This is a genomic window from Hamadaea flava (assembly GCF_024172085.1).
GTDB lineage: Bacteria > Actinomycetota > Actinomycetes > Mycobacteriales > Micromonosporaceae > Hamadaea > Hamadaea flava.
The window spans coordinates 1109505-1126730 of sequence record NZ_JAMZDZ010000001.1; the positions used below are offsets into that span (position 1 = coordinate 1109505).

The following is a 17226-nucleotide window of genomic DNA, read 5'->3' on the forward strand; positions in this document are numbered from 1 at the left end:
AAAGAGTCCACTCAGGCAGCGCGTCGCTGAGTGCCGCCGCGGCGGGCCGCCGATGCGCCCACAGATCGTCTCATCGAAGTAGATGCGTTGCGACGCCCGGCCGAACCGAAGTCGGCGACCGAAGGGGTGACGTCGGCGTCGCACCCGGACGAGACCACATGCAGCTCATACGCGGTGTCATCGAGTTCGGCCGCGCACTCATGCCGTGTCGCCGCGAGGTCCTCGACCTCGCCCACACCGGCCGCCGTGCGGACCGCGTACGCCGCGAGCCGCTGGGCGCTGTCGTTGATCCGATCCTGCCGGGCGCGGATCGCGGTGGCCTGGGCCGCCAGCGCCGCCCGCTCCCGGCGGCGTCCTTCCAGCCGCAGGTGCTCCGCCCGGCGACGCGCCTCGGCGGCGATGCCCCGGGCCCCGGAGACCAGGGCGGCGTCGGGGTTGATCGGCCGCGCCGCTACCTCCGCCCAGGCCGCGTGCGCGGCCCGCTGCCGCTCGTGCATCCGCTCGCGACGGCTGGCCGCCTGCTGTGAGATGGACGCCAACAGCTGCCCGTCGGCGTCGCACCACGCGGCCAGCAGGTTGAGGACCCGCTGCTCGACGCGAGCGGGCAGGTCGCCCGCGAGCGGCACGCCCCGCGCCGAACTGCCGTCCGGGTCGTGGTCGAGGGCGTGGACGACGTCCAGCGGAGTCCACCCGGCCTCGAAGAACCGGCTGAGGCGGCGGCGCAGCTCGGGCGGCTGCAACTCACGCAGGCTCACCAACTCGTAGAGCAGCCAGCGGACGGCCTGCTCCTGCGCGGCCCGCCCGACCGGCACCCGCGCGGGATCGATCGAGGAGTGGCCGAACGCCCAGTAGGGGTGGCACTCGGGACAGCGGCGTTCACTGTCGCCCAGGTCGAACCTGCGCGTCTGCTGATCGCATCGGCCGCACCAAGGCGGCATCTCCATCGCCATGACCGGAACTCCCTGCTGTCTGTGGCAGCGGTTAGGGGTGAAGCACCTGTCATGGCCGACGATAACGGTGAGGTACGACAAAAACTCCGAGCGTTACCCGAACACGCGTCCCAACTGGACGTTCCGGCTGGTCAGAGGTTCGCGAGCAGATCCGCCAAATCCGTCGGGCGGCTGTACATCGGCCAGTGGTCCCCCATCAGCTCGACCACATCGGCCCCCTGAAGCCGGGCGAAAAACGGATGGCCCGCCGCGATCATCCCGCGTACCTGATCGGCCGGGAAGGAGCAGGTGACCAAGGTCTGCGGGAGCGTCGCGTACTCCGGCGTGTAGTGGACGCCTTGTGTCACCGAGGCGAACGGGTGCGGCCGACCTTCGGCGCGCACCGCCTCCGGCACTCCGGCGGGCACCGGCACCAGGCCGTCGACCACCGCGGCCCGGGTCTGCTCCTGCTCCTCCGGCGCGGTGGTGTCGAACTGCGACACTCCGTCCGGCAGCGGCCCACTGTCCACATAGACCACGCGGCCGATCCGGTCCGCGGCCTGCCCGGCCGCCGTCGACACCACCATGCCGCCGTAGCTGTGGCCGACCAGCACCACGTCCCGCAGATCGTTCTTCTCCAGGACCGCGATCACCTCGGCAACGTGCGCGTCCAGATCCGTGCCCGGCTCCAGGCTCAGATCCAACGGGTACGCCGAATGCCCGAGCGCGGTCAGCCGGCTCACCACGTCCCGCCAGGCCGAAGCGCCGAGCCACATGCCGGGGACCAGTACGAATGTCGTCATGTCTGCCACGCTAACCCCCATTGCGGACAGCTCCTGTCCCCATTAGTCGATGATCATTGCGTCAGCCATGCTGTTTGACCGGACATCTCGCCGCGCGAACCGACATGGCTGGCGCGGTGATCACGAGAGGAGGGTCCGTTCGAGGTCGCTGTGGCGACGGCCGCGCGGCGCGATCCGCAGGTCGCCGAGCCAGCCCTGCAACCGGCCGACCGCCTGCTCGATCTCGGCGATCTTGTCCGCGCCCACGTCCTCGAGGAGCCGGAACACGATCTCGCCGTCCGCCCGCTGCGCCCAGCCGCCGACGATGCGCCCGTCGCTCCACACCGTCGGGCTGACGTTGCCCGTCCGGTCGAACACCGCCCCGGAGTGCTCGCCGAGGTACCACTCCCGGGCGGACCAGCCCATCGGCGTCGGGTCGAGCGCGGGCAGCAGCGCAACCCACGGCTCCGGATCCGCGACCGGATCGACGTCCTCCGGCAGCACGAAACCGACCTCGCCGTCGAGGTCCACTTCGACCGCGCCGATCGCGGCCAGCGTCTTGCGGGCCTGGGTGAGCGTCCAACCGGCCCACCATTTGAGGTCGGCCGCAGGCGCCGGGCCGAACGCGGCCAGCCAGGTCCTGGCCAGCTCGGCGCGGGCTTGCTCCTCGGCCACCTCCGGTACGCCGCCCGGCAGCCATTGCTGCATGGGCGACCAGGTCCACTGCGTGTTCGTCCAGGTGCCCCCGGCGGGACGGCCCCGGACGATCCGGCCCTCGACGGCGAGCAGGAACAGGATCCACGCAGTGATCGTCTGCTTGGCCTCATACGGCTTGCCGGGCGCGACGGTGATCTGCGTACGCAGTCTCGGCTCGTCGACGGACAGCTGCGCCGCCGTCGCCTCGCCGCGCGCGGCCAGCGCCGTCTCCGCGGCCCGTTCGAGCTCCGCCAGCCAAGCGGCGTCCCCCGCGCCCGCCTCGGTGATCAGCTTGACGTAGGTCTTCCGCGACTGCGCCGCCACCGCCAGCGCACAGGCCCGCTGGATCGCCGGGACGAGGTCGACCGGGGCGACGAACAACGTACGCCGCATGCCGTGCAGGCGCAGAAGCGTGCGATCGGCGTACAACGCCTTGTCGAGGGCTTCCACGGTCGCGCCGGGATATCGGGCGAAGACCGACAGATACACCGTCGCCGGATCGGTGGCGTGCAGTACGCCCACCGCCCGCACCGCCTCGTCGATCGACGCCGCCGGGGTGCTGAGCCGATGCCGCCGAGCCAGTCTCGCCCGCCGCTCGGCCACGGTGATCTTCCGCATGCCCCCGTTGATACCAGACCCCACCGACACCGCTCCGTCATCCGCCGTCGATCATGCCGCCGAGGCGTTGATCATGGGGTTTCAGCCGCGACACACCGGTTGATCACGACCGTTAGTTCATGATCGCGCGGAAAATGGCGGGAGCGCGGCGGGGAGGGGGCGGAAGGGGGTATGCAGGAGGAATGGCGAAGGAAGAGAAGTCCGCCGCGCTCGACCGGCTCCTCGACCGTGCGTTCCGCGACGGCGGTGAGAAGAACACGACCGAGCTGCGGGCGGAGGCGGAGCGGCAGCACGCCCCATCCGGCCTGCTGGCCCGGCTCGACCTCGTGCCGGAAGGCCGGTACACCCGGGAGGGCCTGCTCATGGCACTGCCGGAGGAGGACGCCGACCTGTGGCGCGATCCCGAGTCGTTGCCGTTGTCCGAGCTGGACCGGGCGCTCGCGACCTACTCCTCGGACGGTCAGGCCGACGATGTGACCGGGGAGGACGCCGGGGCCGAGGAGGAGTTCGGCGAGACGCCCTGGGCGCTGCAGGATCACGAGAAGGGCGATCCCGACCCCACCTCGGTGGAGGGCCGCCGGTTGCGTCCGTCGCCGGAGGGCCGCACCGGTCCAGGCTGATCGGGCGCATACCCTCGGACGCATGCGCACAGCGTTCGAGCAGGCGTGGACGGCGCTCGGCGGCGGGCCGGCGCCCGCGTACCGCGTAGCGGATCAGCCGGTGCTGGCGGCCGCGCTCCCAGTCGCCGACCTCGCGTTGGCGACCGTGACCGCGTGCGCCTGCGCGGCGGCCGAGTTGGCGCAAGCCCGTGGCGCGAAGACACCCGAGGTGGAGATCGACGCCGCACGCGTCGCGACCGCGTTCACCAGCGACCGGCACCTGCGCCGCGCCGGGCACGGCTTCGAGGCGTTCGCGCCGGACTCGGCGTTCTTCCGCGCCGCCGACGGCTGGGTGCGTACCCACGCGAACTATCCGCATCACCGCGAACGGCTCCACCGGATCCTCGGCCCCGACGTCCGCGCGGCCATCGCCGAACGGTCCGCTCAGGAGGTGGAGACGCAGGTGCTCGCCGCGGGCGGGCTCGCGTTCGCCGTGCGTACGGCCCAGGAATGGGCAGCCTCCGCGCCAGGCCAGGCCGTCGCCCGGTTGCCGCTGATCGTCCATTCCGATCCAGCTCCAGCGATACGCCGAAAGCAGCGACCGGTGCTCACCGGTGATCGCCCGGCGGCCGGATACAAGGTGCTGGATTTGACGAGGGTGATCGCCGGCCCGGTCGCCACCCGTACGCTCGCCTTCCTGGGCGCCGACGTGCTCCGGATCGATCCGCCGCAGTTGCCGGAGCTGGAAGGCCAGTGGCTCGACACCGGGCTCGGCAAACGGTCCACGCAACTCGACCTGGCCCGCCCCACCGATCACGCCGCCTTCGCGGAGTTGCTGGCCGACGCCGACGTGGTGGTGACCGGCTACCGGCCGGGTGCGCTGGACCGGTTCGGCCTGTCCCCCGCCGCCCTGCTCGATCGGCGGCCGGGCCTCGTGGTCGCGAGGCTCTCGGCCTGGGGCGGCGACGGGCCCTGGTCCGGCCGGCGCGGCTTCGACAGCCTGGTCCAGGCGGCCACCGGCATCGCGCTCATCGAGGGCACCACCGAGGGCACTGTGGACAGACCGGGGGTGCTGCCGGCGCAGGCGCTCGACCACGGCACCGGCTACCTGCTCGCCGCTGCCGTGTTGCGCGCGTTGGCCGCCCAGCTCAGCACGGACTCCGGTCACATCGCCGAGTTGTGCCTTGCGCGTACCAGTAGATGGCTCTTGGACCTGCCCCCGCGCGAACAGCTGGCGGGCCGCGAGCCGGAACCGACGCTGACCACGGTGGGTGACTTGACCGTGGCCCAGCCTGCCTTCGGTTCCGGCTCGTGGCCCGGGAGGCCCTAGTCGGGAGATCTAGCCCTGGTACTGGGCGACGATCTTGGTGAAGTCGTAGGGCTGTTGCGAGATGCCGCTGCACGCGTCGGCGTCGGTCCCGCCGCCGCAGGCGCGGTCGCGGTTGATCGACCAGTACGCGAACCGGCCCAGGTGCTTGCTCTTGGCGTAGGCGAGCATCTGCTGGAAGTCGGCGACGGTGACGGTCTCGCCGGCCTCGTCGGTCTTGCCGTTCATCGACGAGAACCCGACGTGCGAGTACGCGACCGCGTCCGAATACCCGTACGCGTTCTTGACGGCGTTCTTGAGCCCGTCGGTGGCGGCGATGGTCGCGTCGCCCATGTCGCCGGAGAAGCCGCCGTAGTCGAAGGGCATGATCGCCCACACGTCGTTGGCGAGCCCGGAGTTCGCGCCCCGCGCGATCATGTCGAGGCCGGTGCTGTCCGGGCCGGTCGGCGTGGTGCCGAAGGTGATGATCGTCTTGACGCCCGGGTTGTTCGTCTTGACGATCTTCAGCGCGTCGATCACCCGCTGCCGGACCGTCGCGCTCGACCACTCCGTGGCCTCGATGTCGATGTCGATCGCCTTCAGCGCGTACGCGTTGATCACCTTCTGGTACGCCCCGGCGAGCGCCGACGCGCTGGTGCATTTCTCCCCGAGCTTGTCGCCGGACCAGCCGCCGATGGAGACCATGACGTCGCCGCCGTTGGCCCGGATGCGGTTGATCTGGGTCTGGTCGTTGCCGCCGGTCAGCGGCCGGCTGCCGTCCCAGGCAGGGTTGCAGGTGCCGTCGGACAGGATGAAGGCGAGGGTGAACCACTTGATCCCGGTGGTGTTCATGACGGTGACCGGATCCTGCGGGCTGCCCCAGCCGAGGTACTCGTAGGGCGCGGCGGCCATCGGGTTCGCCGGCGGCGTCGTTCCTCCACTAGAGACGGTGATCTTGTCGAGGTTCGGTCCGCCGTTTGCCGTCGTCGCGGTGGCGCGTACGACGTTGGCTCCGGCGGTCAAGGTCACCGTCTGCGGCACGTCGGCCCAGGTGTCCCAGTTCGTCGTGGACGCGAAGGCCAGCGAGCCGTTGACGGTCGAGCCGTTCACGGCCACCGACAGCGGCCGGCCGGCCGTGGTGCCGTTGGACGCCCGGAAGGTCAGCGTGTAGGTCCCGGCGCTCGCCACGCTCACCGAGCACTCCACATAAGAACCGGTCGCGTTGTCGTAGTTCACGAACCCGGCACCGGTGTATCCGGCGTGGTTGGCCTCGACGACGCCCTGCGCGATCGTGCAGTCCTCGGCCTGGTAGACGGTCGCGATGGGGGTCGGCGTGACCTCGACGTCGAGGTAGTCGACGTTGGCGTCGCCGTTGGCGGTCGTCGCCGCCAGCTGGATCGTGTTCGACCCGGCGACGACGGGGACGGTCACGGTCTTGGTGACCCATGTCGTCCACGCGCCGGTGCCGGGGAAGGAGACGGCGGACGCCGCTGTCGCGCCGTTGACGACGACGTTCGCCGGACGGTCGGTGGTCGTGCCGTTGGCGTACCGGAGGCCGAGGGTCGCGGTGCCGGCCGCGGTGGCGGTCACCGTCCAGGTCACCGAGCCGCCGACGGCGTTGGCGGTGTTGCAGAACCCGGTCCCGGAGTAACCGGCCCAGTTGGAGTCGATCGTGCCGTCGCAGACGCCGTTCTCCGCCTCGTACCGGGTCGGGGCGGCCGACGCGCCCGGCGCCCAGATCGCGGTGGCCAGCAGCGCGGAGGTGAGGACGGCCGCCCGCACGAGGGCGTGTCTCTTCATGCGCTTCCCTTCTGGTTTCTGTTAGGTAATCTGACTAACCGTCGCATCACGATAGAGCAGTTCCGTTTTCTTCGAAAGACCGGAATAGAGCGATGGATCGTTGACGTGCGCTTAACACCGTGGATATCTTCACGTGAACCACGGACGCCTGAGCAACATCCGTCCACATACGTGAACCGAATCCCGCGCCCCGAACACTTCCCCCTCAAGGAGTGACCGTGAAGAGACTCCGGTACGCCGTCGCGCTCCTCGCCGTGATGGCCACCGCGCTGTCGGCCACCGCGTGCGGCGGCGACGACGGCGCCCAGCAGAACGCCAAGGGAGAGCTGGAGATCTGGATCCGGCAGGCGGCCGGTTCCGACTCGGCCAAGACCGCCGAGCGCCTGGCGCAGGCGTTCACGCAGGCAAGCGGCGTCCCCACCAAGGTGGTGGCGATCTTCGACGACTTCGAGACCAAGCTTCAGCAGCAGGGCGCCCAGCACAAGCTGCCCGACATCGTCATCAACGACACCGCACAACTGGGCAACATGCAGTCGCAGGGCTGGCTGCGCCAGGTCGACAAGTCCACTTTCGCCGGCGCAGACAAGATCTCCGAGCGAGCCTGGAAGGCGGCGACCGCCACCGACGGCAAGTACTACGGCGTACCGTTCTCGGCGCAGGCGTTCCTGCTCCTGGTCCGGGCGGACTGGCGCAAGAAGCTGAACCTGCCGGAGCCGAAGACCTGGGCCGACCTGGCCGCCCTCGGCGCGGCGTTCACGAAGAACGACCCGGACGGCAACGGCAAGGCCGACACCGCCGGGTTCGACATCCCCGGCACCACGCAGCGCGGCTACATGTCCTGGTACGCCTCCTCGTACATCTGGGGCAACGGCGGCGACTTCGTGGCGCCGGCCGGAACCGGCAAGTGGAAGCCGGCCGTCGGCGACGCGAAGTCCGTCGAGGCCGTGAAGTGGCTGCAGGACCGGTTCTGCGTGGACAAGTCGGTGAACCCGGGCGCGGTGAACGTCAACACCACCACCGCGCACGAGGTCTTCGAGAAGAATCAGGCGGGCATCTACCTGGTCGGCCCGTACGTGCTGGCCCGGTTCGTGAAGAGCCTCGGCAGCGACAAGGTCGAGGCGATCGCGCTGCCGGCCGGCCCGTCCGGCGGTCCCGGCGCGCTGGCCGAGGGCGAGAACGTCTATCTGATGGCCGGTTCGGACAACGAGGCCGGGCAGAAGAAGTTCGCCGAGTACGCGACCTCGGTCGACGGGCAGAAGATCGGCATGAACGCCGACGACCCCGGCGCGATCGTCCGGCTGTCCGTCAACACCGGGGTCGACATGGCCTCGGTCCGCAAGGACCCCCGGTGGCTCGCCTTCCAGAAGGTCTACGACGAGGCCGGGGTGTACAGCCCGCCGGTGCCCAACTGGGCTCCGTTCCGGCAGACCGCGGCCGACGCCATCAACGCCGTGATGGCCGACTGCGGCGCCGACGTGCAGGCGGCCATGAACAAGCTGGCCGGCCAGCTCGGTGACCTGCTCTCGAAGCAGAACGCACTCGCCTGATGGTTCTTCGCACCGCGGAGTCCCGCCGCGCCATCGGGACCACCGAGGACCGCCGCACGATCCTGGGGCGCCGCCGGCCGCGGCGGCGCTCCCCCGTCGTGCCCTGGCTGTTCCTGGCTCCGGCCCTGATCCTGCTGTTCTACTTCAAGTACCTGCCGATGGCCGACGGGCTGCGGATGAGCTTCTACGAGATCCGCGGCTATCTCGGCGACCAGTGGGTGGGCGGTCAGAACTATCAGGAGATCGTCACCGACGACCAGTTCACCGCCGCGCTCTGGCACAGCGTGGTGCTCGCCGTCGGCACGACCGCAGGCTCGATGTTCTTCGGACTGATCCTCGCGCTGCTGCTGGAGGGCAGTTCCCGGGTCCTGTGGTTCGTCCGCACCGCCGCCTTCCTGCCGGTCGTCACCACCATCGCGGTGGTGGCCGAGGTGTGGCGGATCCTCTACCACCCGGCCGCGAACGGCCCGCTCAACACGATCCTCGGCTGGTTCGCGATCTCGCCCCAGCCGTTCCTCGCCGACGAGCACAGCTCGCTGCTGTCCATCATGGCGGTGGGCGTCTGGCGGGGCGCACCCTACGACATGATGATCTTCCTGGCCGGGCTGGCCGGGGTGGACCGATCGCTCTACGAGTCGTCCGCAGTGGACGGCGCGGGCACCTGGCGGCGGTTCCGCCACGTCACCGTGCCCGCGCTGCGCCCGGTCTTCGTCATCCTGATCACGCTCGCCGCGATCCGGGGCATCCGCGTGTTCACCGAGGTCTTCCTGCTCACCAACGGCGCGCCGAACGGCTCGACCGAGGTGCTCATGACCCTCATCTACAAGCTCGGCCTGCAACAGGGCGAACTCGGCATCGCGGCGGCCGGGTCGATCGTGCTGTTCGCCGCGACCGTCATCCTCACAGTCGCGGTTCGCGCGCTGCGCCGCCGGGAGGTCTGAAATGAGCGCCGAACGCTTCGACACCGTCCTCGGGCTCGCGCATCGCCGCGGGCTCGGCGCCCGGATCGGCGTCTTCGTCTTGTACGCACTGATGGTGGTGGTCTTCGCCGGACCGCTGGTGGCCCTGATGATCGGCGCCTTCTCCAAGGTCGTCGACCCGACCGGGTTCTCCCTCGTCCCCGACGGCGGCTTCACCGTCCGCAACTTCGTGGCGGCCGCCGACCGCGACGTCTACCACTACTTGATCAACTCGTTCGTCGTGGTGGGCTTCGGGCTGCTGCTGCAGATGCTGGTCAGCGTCTTCGCCGCGTACGCCCTGGCCCGGCACAAGATGCGGTTCGCCGCGTTGATCATGCTGGCGGTCCTGGCGACGATGATGCTGCCGGAGGAGGTCATCACGATCCCGCTGTCGGTGGTGCTGGCCGACGTGCCGCCGTTCGACGTCAACCTGATCGGCACGTACGCCGGGATGATCCTGCCGGTCGGCGCGTGGGGCTTCTCGATCCTCGTCATGACGGAGTTCATGAAGGAGGTCCCGGTCGAACTGGAGGAGGCGGCCCGCATCGACGGGGCCGGCGAGCTGCGTACCTTCTTCTCGATCATCCTGCCGTTGTGCCGTCCGGCCCTGGGCGTCATCGGTGTCTTCGGCTTCACGATGATCTGGGACCAGTATCTGCTGCCCCTCATCGTGGCGACCGAGCCGTCGCAGTACACGCTCCCGATCGCACTGCGTACGCTGCGGTCGGACGAGGAGGTCGGGATAGGAGTGCTGCTGGCCGCCGCCATGCTGGCCCTGCTGCCCTCGGTGATCGCCTTCCTGGCCTTCCAGCGCCAGTTCGTCCGTGGGCTGACCAGCGGAGCGATCAAGGGATAGCGTCGTAGCGCACCCGCGCGTGCGCGATGTCCTCCGCGTGCCGCTCCGCCCAGTCGATCAGCTCCCAGGCTGTCTTGAGCAGGGTCTGCCCCATCTCGGTCAGCTCGTAGTCGACGCGGGGCGGCACGACGGCGTGCACCGTACGCTCGACCAGCCCGTCCCGTTCCAGGTTGCGCAGCGTCACGGTGAGCATCCGCTGACTGATCCCCTCGATGGAGCGTTTGAGGTCGGTGAACCGGCGGCTGCCGTCGCGCAACTGGTAGACGACGTTGAGCGTCCACTTGTCGCCGACCCGGTCGAGCACGTCCCGGACCTGGCAGGTCAGGTCGTTCCGAACCGACAGGTCCATGGTTACCTCCAGGTCACTGAGGCAGAGATTCGTCACTGAGGCAGAAAATAGTGCCTTCTTCCGCTTCCGTCCAGAGTTCCCGACGATGGGGTCAGTTACTTCGGAGAACCACCCGGGAGGAAGACCCAGATGTCTCAGGAAGCACCCGCCCTCGACGAAGCCTTCGGCGTACCGGCGTCGGCGGAGCAGCTCGACCGCGCAGCCGAAGCCTTGCGTACCAACGGTTTCGTCGTCCACGTCGTCGACACCGCCGAGGACGCCCGCAAACTCGTCGTCGGCGAACTCGTCCCTCGCGACCAGGCCGTCTTCACCGCCAGCAGCGAGACCCTGCGGCTGTCGGGCATCCTCGCCGATCTCGACGAGTCCGGCGGCTTCCAGTCCGTCCGCGCCGAGGCCGGCGACCTGGGCGACGACATGTGGGCGCGGATCCGCCTCGGCGCACTGCCCGACGTCGTCGTCGGCAGCGTGCACGCCGTCACCGAGGAAGGTCACCTCGTCATCGGCTCGGCCAGCGGCAGCCAGTTCGCCCCGTACGCCTCCGGCGCGAAGAAAGCAGTGTGGATCGTCGGCGCGCAGAAGGTCGTTCCCGATCTCGCGACCGGCCTGCGGCGACTGCGTACGCACAGCCTGCCGAAGGAGTGGCGGCGGCTGAACGAACTGGCCGGGCAGACCTCGTTCCTCAGCCGCATCCTCGTCATCGAGCACGAGTGGTTGCCCGAACGCGGTGTGGTGGTGCTCGTCCGGGAGCCCATCGGGTTCTGAGTTCCAGGCGGTGTGCCAGCGGTGTTCTAGGCGGTCGGGAGGATGAGGAAGCCGGTGTCCCCCACCGGGTCTTCCTCATCCACCGTGAAGGTCTTCACCACGGCGTCCTCCGGTCCTCGCCGCGCCCAGCGCAGCAACCGGTCGACGTCGTCGGGCGCGCCCTCGAAAGCCGCCTCGACCGCGCCGTCCCGGCGATTGCGGACCCAGCCGGCGACATTGTGCGCGAGTGCCTTGCGACGGCACGTGTCCCGGAAGTAGACGCCCTGGACGAGGCCGGCGACCACGACCCGCCTGCGGATGATCTCACTCATCAGCCGAGGTCCACCACGATCGGAGCGTGGTCCGACGGGCCCTTGCCCTTGCGGGCCTCCCGGTCGATGTAGGCCCCGGTCACCCGGTCGGCCAGCGGCTTGGTCGCGTACACGAGGTCGATGCGCATTCCCTTGTCCTGGTGGAACATCCCGGCCCGGTAGTCCCAGTAGGTGAACGGATTCGGTCCCTTCATCGGCTTCGGCACGATGTCGTGCAGGCCGAGGTCGAGCAGGTGCCGCAACGCCTCGCGCTCCGGCGGCGTCACGTGGGTCGCGCCGACGAACTGCGCCGGGTCCCAGACGTCCGCGTCGGTGGGCGCCACGTTGAAGTCGCCGCACACCGCGAGCTCCGCGTGCCCTCCCAGCTCGTCGCCGAGCGCGGTCCGCAGCGCCGCCAGCCAGGTCAGCTTGTACGCGTAATGCGGGTCGTCGGGGGTCCGCCCGTTCGGCACGTACACCGACCACACCCGTACGCCGCCGCAGGTCGCGCCGAGCGCCCGCGCCTCCGGGTCGGGGAAGCCCGGCTCGCCGGGGAAGCCGGGCGACACGTCCGCCAAGCCGACCCGGGACAACAGGGCGACCCCGTTCCACCGGTTGAGCCCGTGCGCGGCCGTCTCGTAACCGAGCTTGTCCACCTCGGCGACCGGGAAGTCGGCCGTCTTCGTCTCCTGCAGGCAGACCACGTCGGGCCGGACGGACTCCAGCCAGTCGAGCAGCCGCGGCAGGCGGGCATTGACCGAATTGACATTCCAGGTCGCCAGTCGCATGACCCCACCGTAGGCCATAGGGCTGACACCCGGTGCTCGTGGGATGATCGCGTCATGGCGAAGTTCGGGGTTCTCCTGCGGGGCATCAACGTCGGCGGCAGCAACAAGGTCTCCATGGCCGACCTGCGGACGCTTCTCGATGGCCTCGGCTTCACGAACGTGAAGACGCTGCTCCAGAGCGGCAACGCCGTCTTCGACGCCCCGAAGGGCACCCCGGCGCAGCTCGCCACGCAGATCGAGCAGGCGCTGGAGGACCGCTACGGCCGGGTGATCGGCTGCGTCGTCGTGACCCGCGCCGACCTCGACCGGATCGTGGCCGCCAATCCGCTGGCCGGGATCGCCGACAAGCCGTCCTACCAACTCGTCACGTTCCTCAACGGCGAGCCCGACGCGAAGCTCTTCACCGCCGACGACACCACGGCGTACGCGCCGGAGGTGGTGCTCGCCGGCGATCGCGAGATCCACTCGTGGCACCCGAACGGGCAGGCGAACACGAAACTCACCCCGGGCTGGTGGAAGAAGCGGCTGCCCGGCCTGGTCGCGACCGCTCGGAACTGGAACACCGTCCTGAAACTGCGCGACCTGCTGGACTGACGGCACCGCTGGAATGACCCCGCTGCCGGACTGACCGCGCGACTACCCGCGCGGGTGACGGGCGACGAAGTCCGCGACGTACTCGTCGAGCTTCACCGTCGGCTCCCAGCCGAGGGTGGCCGCCTTGCTGGTGTCGGCCCGGCCCCGCGTCCGCTCGCCGCGCAGCGCGGGCACCATCTCGATCTCGGCGCCGAACATCCGCGCGACCTCGAGGAGCGGCCATTCCCGGCCGGTGCCCAGCAGGTAGCCGTCGCCGGAGCCCTTCTCGGCCGCCAGGACGACGCCCCGGACGATGTCGCTCACGTGCGTGAAGTCGCGGGTCTGCGTACCGGGGTCGACGACGGTCAGCGGCTCGCCGGCGAGGTACTGGCGCTCGAAGATGCCGATGACGGTGGCGTAGCGGCCCTCGGTGATGTGCCACGGCCCGTACGCGTTGTAGAAGTACGTGATCGCGTAGTCCAGCCCGTACCAGGACGCGAAGTTCTTGATGTATTCGATGTTCTTCGCCTTGGTCCAGGCGTACGGGTTGAGGTTCTCGTCCGCCCCGTCGTTGCCGAACTTCGAGCTGGACCCGGCGTACACCAGCTTCGCGCCGTGCTCGTGGGCGAACTTCACGACCTCCTTGGTCCCGTGGAGATTGAACTCCCAGGTGAGGTCGACGTCGTCGAAGGACTGCACGATCCGCGAGTACTCGCCGAGGTGGAAGACCCTGTCCGGGGAGCCCAGGCCGTGCTCGGCCCAGATCTTGCGGATGTCGACGGTCGACCCCGTCAGGTAGCGGACCCGGGGGTCGGTGACGTGCTTCTCGACCGACCCCGTGAAGTAGTTGTCCACGGAGATGATCTGGGCGTCGGGGCGCTCGGTCAGCAGGAGCTTGATCAGGTTGCCGCCGACGAACCCGGCACCGCCGGTCACAAGGATCGTAGAAGTCACCCGGCTACTTTAGTTGCGGACGCCGCCGACCAGGCAACCGGCCCGGCGACCGCGCGTGGGCCTTCCCGAGAAGGCGTCTCGTCACTACCATGGCGTGCTGTCGACAAAGCGGTCAGACGGAGGGTACCGGTGCAAGACGCAGAAGTTATCGCGTTCACGCAGGGCGAGGACAAGCACTGGTGGTACCGCGAACGCCGGGCCATCATCGCCAAGGAGGTCCGGGGCCTGCGCCCCGGCAAAGCGGTGGAGATCGGCGCGGGCGGCGGCGGCAACTCCCTCGTGCTGAAGGAACTCGGCTGGGACGTGCTGGCCACCGAATACACCGAGGCGGGCGTACGCATCGCCAAGGAACGCGGGCTGAACGCCATGCAGGCGGACGCCACCCAGCTCCCGCTCGACGACGGGTCGCAGGATCTGTTCCTGGCGTTCGACGTCCTCGAGCACATCGAGGACGACCAGCGGGCCGCCGCCGAGATCTTCCGCGTGCTGCGCCCGGGCGGCACGGCGCTGATCGCCGTGCCGTGCGACATGGCGCTCTGGTCGGCGTACGACGAAGCCAGCCATCACTTCCGGCGGTACACCCGGGAGACGCTCACCGAGCTGATCTCCGGCGCCGGCCTGACCATCGACTCCCTGCGCAGCTGGAACGTGCTGCTACGGCCGGTCGTGAAGATGCGCCGCAAGACCGCCGCGGTCGACGACACCGTCGGCGACGTGACGGCCGTGTCCCCGGTGGTGAACCTCGGCCTCGGGGTGATCATCAAGGCGGAGCGCTTCCTGCCGGTGAGTTCGCTGCCGGGCGTCTCCCTGATGATGCGGGCGCACCGCCCCGCCTGACGACCCGTGCGCGCCGCCCCGCCTGTCCGGCGGGGCGGGCCGGCGCGGTCAGCGCCGGACTTCGAAGACCAGGGTGTCGTGGTCGGTGTACTTGAGGTCGGCGACCGCGGCCAACCCGGTGACGTCGGCGGGGACCCGGCGGTCCACCGCCAGCCACCGGACTCCGTACTTGTCCCGCAACAGGTCGACCGACTCGGCGCTCGGCGCGGTGAAGGCCCGGTCGTTCGCGGCGAGGATCTCGGGCTCCCAGTAGGGCGCCCATTGGTAGTCCTTGCGTGTGCCGGCCGTCTTCATCGCCGAGTCCGTGTAGACCCAGCCCTCGACCAGCACCCGGCGCTCGGCGTACGCCGACACCCAGAAGCTGCGGCTGTCGCAGGCCGGAACGGTCACCCGCAGGCAGTGGACGTTGGTCGCGACCAGGTCGCCCGGCGACGAGTGGTCGCGCAGCCAGCGCATCGCCTCGACGCCGCCACGCGGGATCTGCCCCGTCGTGCCGCGCGGGTAGCCCCGAAGGCCGGTCTTCGTGGTGCTCTCGACCGGCTTCGTGTACGCCTTGAGGTTCGTGAGCGCGCCGCCGAGCATCACTGCCACGAGCACGACCGCCAGCCCGCGGCGCCACTGCCGCACCGGTTCGCCCAGGAGCCCGGCGATGCCGGCCACCGCGGCGATCACCAGGTAGGGCTTGGCCGACGACAGGAAGTACATCTGGCTGCCGCCGGGCTGGGAGGTCAGCATCACGACCCCGATGGCGGCCGCGCCCAGCCCCAGGCAGAACAACACGGCCTGGTTCAGTGCCCGCCGGCCCGCCACGACCAGTCCGAGCACGCCGGCCCAGACGCCGAGCCAGCCGACGACGATCCGGAGCGTCATCTCGGCGTAGGACTCCGCCGGGCCGCGCATCGCGAACGGCACGATCCGCATACCGGCCGAGCCGCCCCGGAACAGCAGCAGCATCGCCGCCACGAACACCAGCGCGGTCAGGGCGGTCGCGATCAGGGCGGTGCGATCGAGCCGGCGGCGGAAGACCAGGCCGACCGCGGCGACGAAAGCCGCCGCGGCGAGCAGCATCGGCACGAACGTCGCCTTCGCCCCGGCGACGCCGGCCGCGAGCAGCACGAACAGCAGCCACTCGCCCTTGGTCGCGGCCCGGGGCAGGAGGTCGACGACCAGGTACGCCAACGCGCCGAAGATCATCGCGGCGAAGACCTGGGTGGGGCTGATCCAGAGGTTGACCAGCATCCATCCGGTGCCGACGGTGTTGAACCAGGACGTGCCGACCAGCGTGAAGAACACCACGACCGGCCCGGACCACCAGGTCTTGACCACCGCCTTGGCGGTGTACGCCGTCAGCACGACGAAGCCGGCCAGCACGGGCATGAGGCCCAGCCGGAACAGCAGAGTCTGCAGCTCGATCCCGCTGCCCCAGCTCGCCGCGGCCAGATGGGCGTGGTAGTACCAGTGATAGTGCAGGGGCTCGTCGACGACGTACGGGATCATCGCCGGGAAGTGGTGCTTGAACTCGGCGGCCAGCGCGAGGTGGAAGACCATGTCCTGATAGGGCTGGCTGTTGCCGGGCCAGCTGGTCCCGTTCCGCCGGAAGAAGTCGATCGCCGTCCAGCAGAACAGGGCGACGACGAATCCGGCCAGGATCCAGGACCACCACAGCGGCGCGCGCTCGCCCGAACCATGCCAATGGCGGCGCAGCCCCGGTACGAGCGCGAAGGCCGCCACTACCAGGATCGACGGCACGACCGCCAGCTGCGGTACGCCGGCCGCCCGGAATCCGATGTAGACGAACACGCTGAGTGGGTAGCCCAGGGCGAGCCCAGCGGCGATGTCGAGGGCGATCGGGCCGGCCTTGCGGCGCAGCGCCCGCCATAGCAGCAGGCCGGGCAGGGTCACGACGACGAGAATGTAGCCGCTGAACAGGGCGAGGTCGGTCAGCCCGACCCCGTACGCCTTGAGCAGCAGCACGGCGAAGAGCGCCGTCAACCCGGCGGGGACCCAGCCGGAGGCCAGCAGACGCCACGCGGATCGCGGGGCGCCGGTGGACGCCGGGCTCACCGGCGGCGGGCCGATCTGGAGTCCGCGTGCATCTCGGTGACCACGGCCTGGTGCGTCACGCCGTCGACCTCTCGTTCGAAGACCGGGCTCTCAGTGAAGCCGAACCGCTTGTGCAACTGACGGACCACGGTGTTGTCGGTCAGCGTCTCGCCGCGCAGCCAGGTCAGCCCGAGCACGTCGAAGGCGTGGTCCACGGCCTCCTGCTCCAGTTGCAGCCAGGCGCCCAGCAGTTCGCGGCGCTCCTCCAGGCCCTCGATGTCCAGGAAGAAGCCCCAGTGAGCGGAACCCTCCGCCTGGTCGAATTGCCCGAAATGCACGACTCCGGCGGGCCGGTCGCGGTAGTGGAAGATCAAGACCTTGCGGTCACCCCGCTCGACCGTCGCCCACCAGCCGAGATGTTGCTCCGGCGTGATCTCCCGCGTGTAGAAATGAGTGTCCCGAACGCGAGGATGATTACGCCATGTCCGGATCAAGGCGAGGTCGGCCTCAGTCGCTTCCACTAACATGATCATCTCCC

General features: G+C 69.7%; 18 protein-coding genes. 8 read left to right on the forward strand and 10 right to left on the reverse strand.

Annotated elements, in window-relative coordinates; genetic code table 11:
* Positions 1–11: 11 nt before the first annotated feature.
* From HDA40_RS05365 to HDA40_RS05375, 3 genes are all read right to left on the reverse strand, one after another.
* The gene (locus HDA40_RS05365) at positions 12–950 is read right to left on the reverse strand and encodes a hypothetical protein (protein ID WP_253752514.1); all 939 of its coding nucleotides are present in this window, start codon (positions 948–950) and stop codon (positions 12–14) included.
* 131 nt (positions 951–1081) lie between these two features.
* Positions 1082–1732 (reverse strand): alpha/beta fold hydrolase, encoded by a 651-nt coding sequence (locus HDA40_RS05370; protein WP_253752517.1) that lies wholly within the window; start codon positions 1730–1732, stop codon positions 1082–1084.
* A gap of 120 nt (positions 1733–1852) precedes the next feature.
* A complete protein-coding gene (locus HDA40_RS05375) occupies positions 1853–3025 on the reverse strand; it encodes a winged helix DNA-binding domain-containing protein (RefSeq protein ID WP_253752520.1) in 1173 nt (390 codons plus the stop codon).
* Positions 3026–3207: 182 nt separating this feature from the next.
* On the opposite strand from HDA40_RS05375, the gene HDA40_RS42465 reads away from it, so the two are divergent.
* Both HDA40_RS42465 and HDA40_RS05385 read left to right on the forward strand, forming a co-directional pair.
* Positions 3208–3645 carry a hypothetical protein gene (locus HDA40_RS42465; RefSeq protein WP_253752523.1) on the forward strand — a complete coding sequence of 146 codons (438 nt, stop codon included), beginning with the start codon at positions 3208–3210 and terminating at the stop codon, positions 3643–3645.
* Positions 3646–3667: 22 nt separating this feature from the next.
* A complete protein-coding gene (locus HDA40_RS05385; RefSeq protein ID WP_253752526.1) occupies positions 3668–4954 on the forward strand; it encodes a CoA transferase in 1287 nt (428 codons plus the stop codon).
* 9 nt (positions 4955–4963) lie between these two features.
* On the opposite strand, the gene HDA40_RS05390 is transcribed toward HDA40_RS05385, so the two are convergent.
* Positions 4964–6730 carry a carbohydrate-binding protein gene (locus HDA40_RS05390; protein ID WP_253752529.1) on the reverse strand — a complete coding sequence of 589 codons (1767 nt, stop codon included), beginning with the start codon at positions 6728–6730 and terminating at the stop codon, positions 4964–4966.
* A 218-nt stretch (positions 6731–6948) separates the two neighbouring features.
* Between HDA40_RS05390 and HDA40_RS05395 the strand changes: the two genes are divergently transcribed.
* From HDA40_RS05395 to HDA40_RS05405, 3 genes are read left to right on the forward strand one after another with little or no spacing between them, the layout of a single operon-like run.
* Positions 6949–8277, forward strand: a complete 1329-nt coding sequence (locus HDA40_RS05395; RefSeq protein WP_253752532.1) for a sugar ABC transporter substrate-binding protein — start codon at positions 6949–6951, stop codon at positions 8275–8277.
* Positions 8277–9218: a carbohydrate ABC transporter permease gene (locus HDA40_RS05400; protein WP_253752535.1), complete on the forward strand. Its 942-nt coding sequence runs from the start codon at positions 8277–8279 to the stop codon at positions 9216–9218. The genes HDA40_RS05395 and HDA40_RS05400 overlap by 1 nt, the downstream gene beginning before the upstream one ends.
* Position 9219: 1 nt before the next feature.
* Entirely contained in the window at positions 9220–10092 is an 873-nt protein-coding gene (locus tag HDA40_RS05405; protein ID WP_253752538.1) for a carbohydrate ABC transporter permease, read from the forward strand.
* On the opposite strand, the gene HDA40_RS05410 is transcribed toward HDA40_RS05405, so the two are convergent.
* A complete protein-coding gene (locus HDA40_RS05410) occupies positions 10082–10441 on the reverse strand; it encodes a winged helix-turn-helix transcriptional regulator (RefSeq protein WP_253752541.1) in 360 nt (119 codons plus the stop codon). The genes HDA40_RS05405 and HDA40_RS05410 overlap by 11 nt on opposite strands.
* 129 nt (positions 10442–10570) lie before the next feature.
* Between HDA40_RS05410 and HDA40_RS05415 the strand changes: the two genes are divergently transcribed.
* On the forward strand, positions 10571–11203 hold the full coding sequence (locus tag HDA40_RS05415) for an LUD domain-containing protein (RefSeq protein ID WP_253752544.1): 633 nt from the start codon (positions 10571–10573) through the stop codon (positions 11201–11203).
* A gap of 26 nt (positions 11204–11229) precedes the next feature.
* On the opposite strand, the gene HDA40_RS05420 is transcribed toward HDA40_RS05415, so the two are convergent.
* Both HDA40_RS05420 and HDA40_RS05425 read right to left on the reverse strand, forming a co-directional pair.
* Positions 11230–11514, reverse strand: coding sequence for an acylphosphatase (locus HDA40_RS05420; RefSeq protein WP_253752547.1), 285 nt, complete (start codon positions 11512–11514; stop codon positions 11230–11232).
* A complete protein-coding gene (locus HDA40_RS05425) occupies positions 11514–12281 on the reverse strand; it encodes an exodeoxyribonuclease III (protein ID WP_253752550.1) in 768 nt (255 codons plus the stop codon). The genes HDA40_RS05420 and HDA40_RS05425 overlap by 1 nt, the downstream gene beginning before the upstream one ends.
* A gap of 54 nt (positions 12282–12335) precedes the next feature.
* Here HDA40_RS05425 and HDA40_RS05430 point away from each other — a divergent pair, with 54 nt between their 5' ends.
* Entirely contained in the window at positions 12336–12875 is a 540-nt protein-coding gene (locus HDA40_RS05430; protein ID WP_253752553.1) for a DUF1697 domain-containing protein, read from the forward strand.
* Positions 12876–12917: 42 nt separating this feature from the next.
* Here HDA40_RS05430 and HDA40_RS05435 read toward each other — a convergent pair whose 3' ends face one another.
* Positions 12918–13808: an NAD-dependent epimerase/dehydratase family protein gene (locus HDA40_RS05435; protein WP_253752556.1), complete on the reverse strand. Its 891-nt coding sequence runs from the start codon at positions 13806–13808 to the stop codon at positions 12918–12920.
* 129 nt (positions 13809–13937) lie between these two features.
* Between HDA40_RS05435 and HDA40_RS05440 the strand changes: the two genes are divergently transcribed.
* A complete protein-coding gene (locus HDA40_RS05440; RefSeq protein WP_253752559.1) occupies positions 13938–14645 on the forward strand; it encodes a class I SAM-dependent methyltransferase in 708 nt (235 codons plus the stop codon).
* A 48-nt stretch (positions 14646–14693) separates the two neighbouring features.
* Here HDA40_RS05440 and HDA40_RS05445 read toward each other — a convergent pair whose 3' ends face one another.
* On the reverse strand, positions 14694–16709 hold the full coding sequence (locus HDA40_RS05445; protein ID WP_253752561.1) for a hypothetical protein: 2016 nt from the start codon (positions 16707–16709) through the stop codon (positions 14694–14696).
* On the reverse strand, positions 16706–17215 hold the full coding sequence (locus HDA40_RS05450) for a GNAT family N-acetyltransferase (RefSeq protein WP_253752564.1): 510 nt from the start codon (positions 17213–17215) through the stop codon (positions 16706–16708). The genes HDA40_RS05445 and HDA40_RS05450 overlap by 4 nt, the downstream gene beginning before the upstream one ends.
* Between the last annotated feature and the right edge of the window lie 11 nt (positions 17216–17226).

Bases quoted from the DNA above. Each gene is read 5' to 3' on its own strand.
- HDA40_RS05390 (WP_253752529.1), bottom strand. From the start codon at position 6,730: ATGAAGAGACACGCCCTCGTGCGGGCGGCCGTCCTCACCTCCGCGCTG.
- HDA40_RS42465 (WP_253752523.1), top strand. From the start codon at position 3,208: ATGGCGAAGGAAGAGAAGTCCGCCGCGCTCGACCGGCTCCTCGACCGT.
- HDA40_RS05370 (WP_253752517.1), bottom strand. From the start codon at position 1,732: ATGACGACATTCGTACTGGTCCCCGGCATGTGGCTCGGCGCTTCGGCC.
- HDA40_RS05410 (WP_253752541.1), bottom strand. From the start codon at position 10,441: ATGGACCTGTCGGTTCGGAACGACCTGACCTGCCAGGTCCGGGACGTG.
- HDA40_RS05385 (WP_253752526.1), top strand. From the start codon at position 3,668: ATGCGCACAGCGTTCGAGCAGGCGTGGACGGCGCTCGGCGGCGGGCCG.
- HDA40_RS05450 (WP_253752564.1), bottom strand. From the start codon at position 17,215: ATGTTAGTGGAAGCGACTGAGGCCGACCTCGCCTTGATCCGGACATGG.
- HDA40_RS05415 (WP_253752544.1), top strand. From the start codon at position 10,571: ATGTCTCAGGAAGCACCCGCCCTCGACGAAGCCTTCGGCGTACCGGCG.
- HDA40_RS05375 (WP_253752520.1), bottom strand. From the start codon at position 3,025: ATGCGGAAGATCACCGTGGCCGAGCGGCGGGCGAGACTGGCTCGGCGG.
- HDA40_RS05365 (WP_253752514.1), bottom strand. From the start codon at position 950: ATGGCGATGGAGATGCCGCCTTGGTGCGGCCGATGCGATCAGCAGACG.
- HDA40_RS05430 (WP_253752553.1), top strand. From the start codon at position 12,336: ATGGCGAAGTTCGGGGTTCTCCTGCGGGGCATCAACGTCGGCGGCAGC.
- HDA40_RS05405 (WP_253752538.1), top strand. From the start codon at position 9,220: ATGAGCGCCGAACGCTTCGACACCGTCCTCGGGCTCGCGCATCGCCGC.
- HDA40_RS05420 (WP_253752547.1), bottom strand. From the start codon at position 11,514: ATGAGTGAGATCATCCGCAGGCGGGTCGTGGTCGCCGGCCTCGTCCAG.
- HDA40_RS05425 (WP_253752550.1), bottom strand. From the start codon at position 12,281: ATGCGACTGGCGACCTGGAATGTCAATTCGGTCAATGCCCGCCTGCCG.
- HDA40_RS05400 (WP_253752535.1), top strand. From the start codon at position 8,277: ATGGTTCTTCGCACCGCGGAGTCCCGCCGCGCCATCGGGACCACCGAG.